This is a genomic window from Chlorogloea sp. CCALA 695 (assembly GCF_003003885.1).
Taxonomy (GTDB): Bacteria; Cyanobacteriota; Cyanobacteriia; order Cyanobacteriales; family Chroococcidiopsidaceae; genus Aliterella.
Genome location: NZ_PVWN01000126.1, coordinates 1 through 3,690 on the forward strand (window position 1 = coordinate 1; position 3,690 = coordinate 3,690).

2 protein-coding genes and 1 pseudogene are annotated in these 3,690 nt (G+C 42.4%); 1 reads left to right on the forward strand and 2 read right to left on the reverse strand.

What is annotated here, in order from left to right:
* Positions 1 to 280: pseudogene (locus tag C7B70_RS25180) on the forward strand (hypothetical protein); the annotation flags it as partial.
* Positions 281 to 353: 73 nt separating this feature from the next.
* Here the strand turns inward: C7B70_RS25180 and C7B70_RS25185 are convergent.
* Entirely contained in the window at positions 354 to 2,108 is a 1,755-nt protein-coding gene (locus C7B70_RS25185) for a WD40 repeat domain-containing protein (RefSeq protein WP_106371612.1), read from the reverse strand.
* Positions 2,109 to 2,145: 37 nt separating this feature from the next.
* Entirely contained in the window at positions 2,146 to 3,528 is a 1,383-nt protein-coding gene (locus tag C7B70_RS25190; RefSeq protein ID WP_106371613.1) for a lipopolysaccharide assembly protein LapB, read from the reverse strand.
* Between the last annotated feature and the right edge of the window lie 162 nt (positions 3,529 to 3,690).

The following is a 3,690-nucleotide window of genomic DNA, read 5'->3' on the forward strand; positions in this document are numbered from 1 at the left end:
AACTGACCTACTTCCTAGACTTTGCTCCTTTACTCTTAGTCTATCCACAAATCGACAACATTACCCTTTTTACGGTGAAAAACACTATCCGATTGGGTCTGGTGTCACGGAGGCTGCCCGTAAAACTGTCATCAAGCAACGCTTGTGCTGTTCTGGAATGAGATGGAAAGAAACTGGTGCCGCAGTATTACTTAGTTTGAGAACTTTGGTTTTAACTCCCACTCGTTGGAGCCAATTCTGGAATAAGCTCAACCAATACGGCTTTCCTATCTCTTTGTAGTATATCAGATCGAGGTCGCACTCTACTCAAGTCCCAAGTTGACTTCATTCATAGTTCATTCAGCAGTACAATTTTATCTCTTCCAAATCTTGATGGTTTTATCTTTACTGCTACTAACTACAGTTTGTCCCGAAGGGCTAATAGTAGCAGATAGCACCCAGTCAGAATGTCCAATTAGGGTACGGAGCAATTTCCTCGTAGGCAAAGACCAAATTTTAATGGTCTTATCAACACTTGTACTAATGAGAATTTGTCCATCAGCACTGAATGCAATGTCCACTACATGATCGCTATGCCCCCTAAATGTATTGAGCTGTTCTCCAGTTGACAAATTCCAAATTTTGATGGTCTTGTCCCAGCTACTACTAGCGAACTTTCTTTCGTCGGGACTTAAAGCGATGGATCTAACAGCGTCAGAATGCCCAGTGAGGGTGCGGATGAGTTTCCCAGTTGACAAATTCCAAATTTTTATAGTCTTGTCTTTACTACCACTAATCAGGATTTGTCCATCTGAACTAAGGGCAATAGAGAAAACGCGGCTAGAATGCCCAGTGAGGGTACGGATGAGTTTCCCAGTTGATAAATTCCAAATTTTGATGGTCTTGTCCTCGCTGCCACTAACTATGGTCTGTCCATCATGGCTGATGGCTACAGACCAAACTGGACCAGAATGTCCAGTGAGGGTGCGGATCAGTTCCCCAGTTTGCACATTCCATAGCTTGATAGTCCTGTCCGCACTGCCACTAACAAGTACCTGACCATTTGGTCTGAAGGTAACTGACCTAACGATGTTGGAATGTCCAACAAGTGTGCGCCTCAGCTGCCCAGTATCTAGATTCCAAACCTTGATAGTTTTGTCCGTGCTGCCACTAACAAGTACCTGACCATTGGGACTCAGGGCTACGCCCCATACTGCCTCAGAATGTCCAGTTAGAGTACTAGCCAAAGTAATGCTTCCCAAATTAGTATTTGTACTTGGAATAGAAACTGGGGGTTTTTGAACTTTAGCTGGAATAGAAACTGGGGGTTTTTGAACTTTAGCAGCAGGAACGGGTAGGCGTAGAAAATAATAGTTATTAAGTATTAGTACTACAGAAATAACGCCTGATGCAATGTAAATTAGCTTTGCAAATTTGTTAAGAAAGATAGGAACACAAGGATCACCTGGATGTAAGCCTGTCTTTGATTCTAATAACTTGTTTTGTAAAACTAAGGTATCTTCTTGCTTAAAAAGTAGAGGATCAGGAACTGGTGTAAAAGTTATTGGTAGTTGATAAGCTTTCTGCTGATTGTGTCGCTCCAGCTCAACTACTTTTTCCCCATCTACTGCAATGAACAAATTTACCAAGCTATCCTGCTCAAGTGCAACGTGGCTGCGCTCGCGAACACCCAGGGAAATAGCTACCCCTATACCGACCGTCTGGTAACTCCTTAAGCTTGGAACAACTAAAGTTTTTAAGGCACATGGGAACTGCCGATCTATCAGTGTGATTGGTCCCCTATGTAGGCAAGTCAAGATATCTTCGAGTAAGTCAGCGTGCAGTCGTCCTGAATAGTAGTAACACTGGAAGTAGGGTATTTGACTGCGACCGAAGTCGTCTTGCCCATCATTGTACAGCCAACCAAATAGACTCTGCTCTAGAGTTACTTGATATAAATAAGCAGCCCGGTATCCAGACCTTGGAGGATTGTAGGAATCCCAATACTGGTAAACTACCTGTTGGATAAAGGCTTCCTGAATTTCTGGGGAAACGTGCATACTAGCAAGAGTACTAAGTCCCACTTCAGGAAAGCTGGTATAGATAAGTTGATCTATAAGTAGAGGCATAGTTGATAGCTAGGACAAAAAGAGAGGGTTAACCTAGTCATTTGGCATCAGGTATTGGTTTAACGGGCGGAGTAAGTGTATTTTGAGCTATGGCGCGGATCTGCGCCTTAAGTTCAGCGGGAGCAGCTTTCTCTGCTTGTGCAAAGAGAAGCTCTGCAGTTTTGGTATCACCTTGGGTTTTACGTAGTACCGCTTTACCAACTAAAGCCTTGAAATTGTTTCTTTGCTCTGCTAAGACTTGGTCGTAAGCTGTTTCCGCTTTTTGAGCTTGGTATGTACGCGCGTAGATCTCGGCAAGCTGCAAACGCAAATCAATTTGCTCAGGCTGCTGCTGTACAAGTCTCTCGAACAAGGGAAGAGCCTGGTCTAAACGTCCATTTATATAATGTGAAGTAGCTAAATCTTCCAAAGAAATAAAGTTGTTGAGATCGCCTGAAAGAAACCTTTTGTAGTCTACTAAGGGAAGACTGATAACCCCCACAAAAGCCACAGCTATTAGAGTTAGTAGCCAAAGCTTTCTAGGGGCAGTTGTAAGTAAGGATAGACCGAGTCTTTTTTGGAATGTCGCTGCTACGTCAGCCGACCTAAACTGACTCTGCAGTGAGCCATCGGCTTCTTCTAGTTGCGGCTGAGAACTAATTGACCGTTGGCGAGTGATTAACTTAAGTAGATTGTTCATCAAACTGGAATTGTGAGCTTTACTTACCTTCCAAGCCAACCAAATGAGTGGAGCAGCCGCACCTGTAGCCTTCAGATTTGTAGTACCTTCTACATTAACAATAGGTATGAACGAGTAAAATATCTGGTAGTCAGCCTTAAACTTATCCAGACCGATGACAAGTTGTTGCAGGTATTTCTTGAGTTGTTGTTTGTCAAATGAACTAGGCTGGAGCAAGTCGCACTTAGTAAGAATCACTGCAAACGTATATTTTAAATTATTCAGATGAACGAGATTGGCAATTGACGTCACTTGTCGAATAACATCTTCAAGCGTCTGTAAGTAGGCACTGTTATGCACAAGCGCATAAGCATCAACAAATACACAGCAGCCATGCGAAGCATACACTATCTTTCTGAAGTCAGGATTGCTAACGTTGCAGGATTCGCCAGGAATATCCCACCAGCGAAAATGGCATAGTGTTTCGGTACCCCATAGATTGCGACGTTTCAGTTTGAAGTTGAAGTTTGTGATTTTTATTGTGGGAGGGGGATATAGATTAGTCTGAGTAATGTAACGAAGGACATTCTCGATACTTGTCTGCACTTCGCTATCCTGGCATTCAAACCGTAACTGAGAGAAATTATTTGACTGACTACTAACGTGCATTTCAGCATAGCTACCAGCTAAAAAAACTGTTTTACCTACTCCCCTGTTACCAATGCTTAATAAGCTAAATGTTTTTGGAGTTTTGAGTAACATGTTATCTTTTTCCTTAAGCACGCACAATATTTACTAGTATAAAGATATACGGCAATATTAAATGTGCTTGTTTATTCTTGTCGGATCAAGTGCATTAGGTAATGTTGTCGATTTGTGGATAGACTAAGAGTAAAAGAGCAAAGTCTAGGAAGTAGGTTAGTC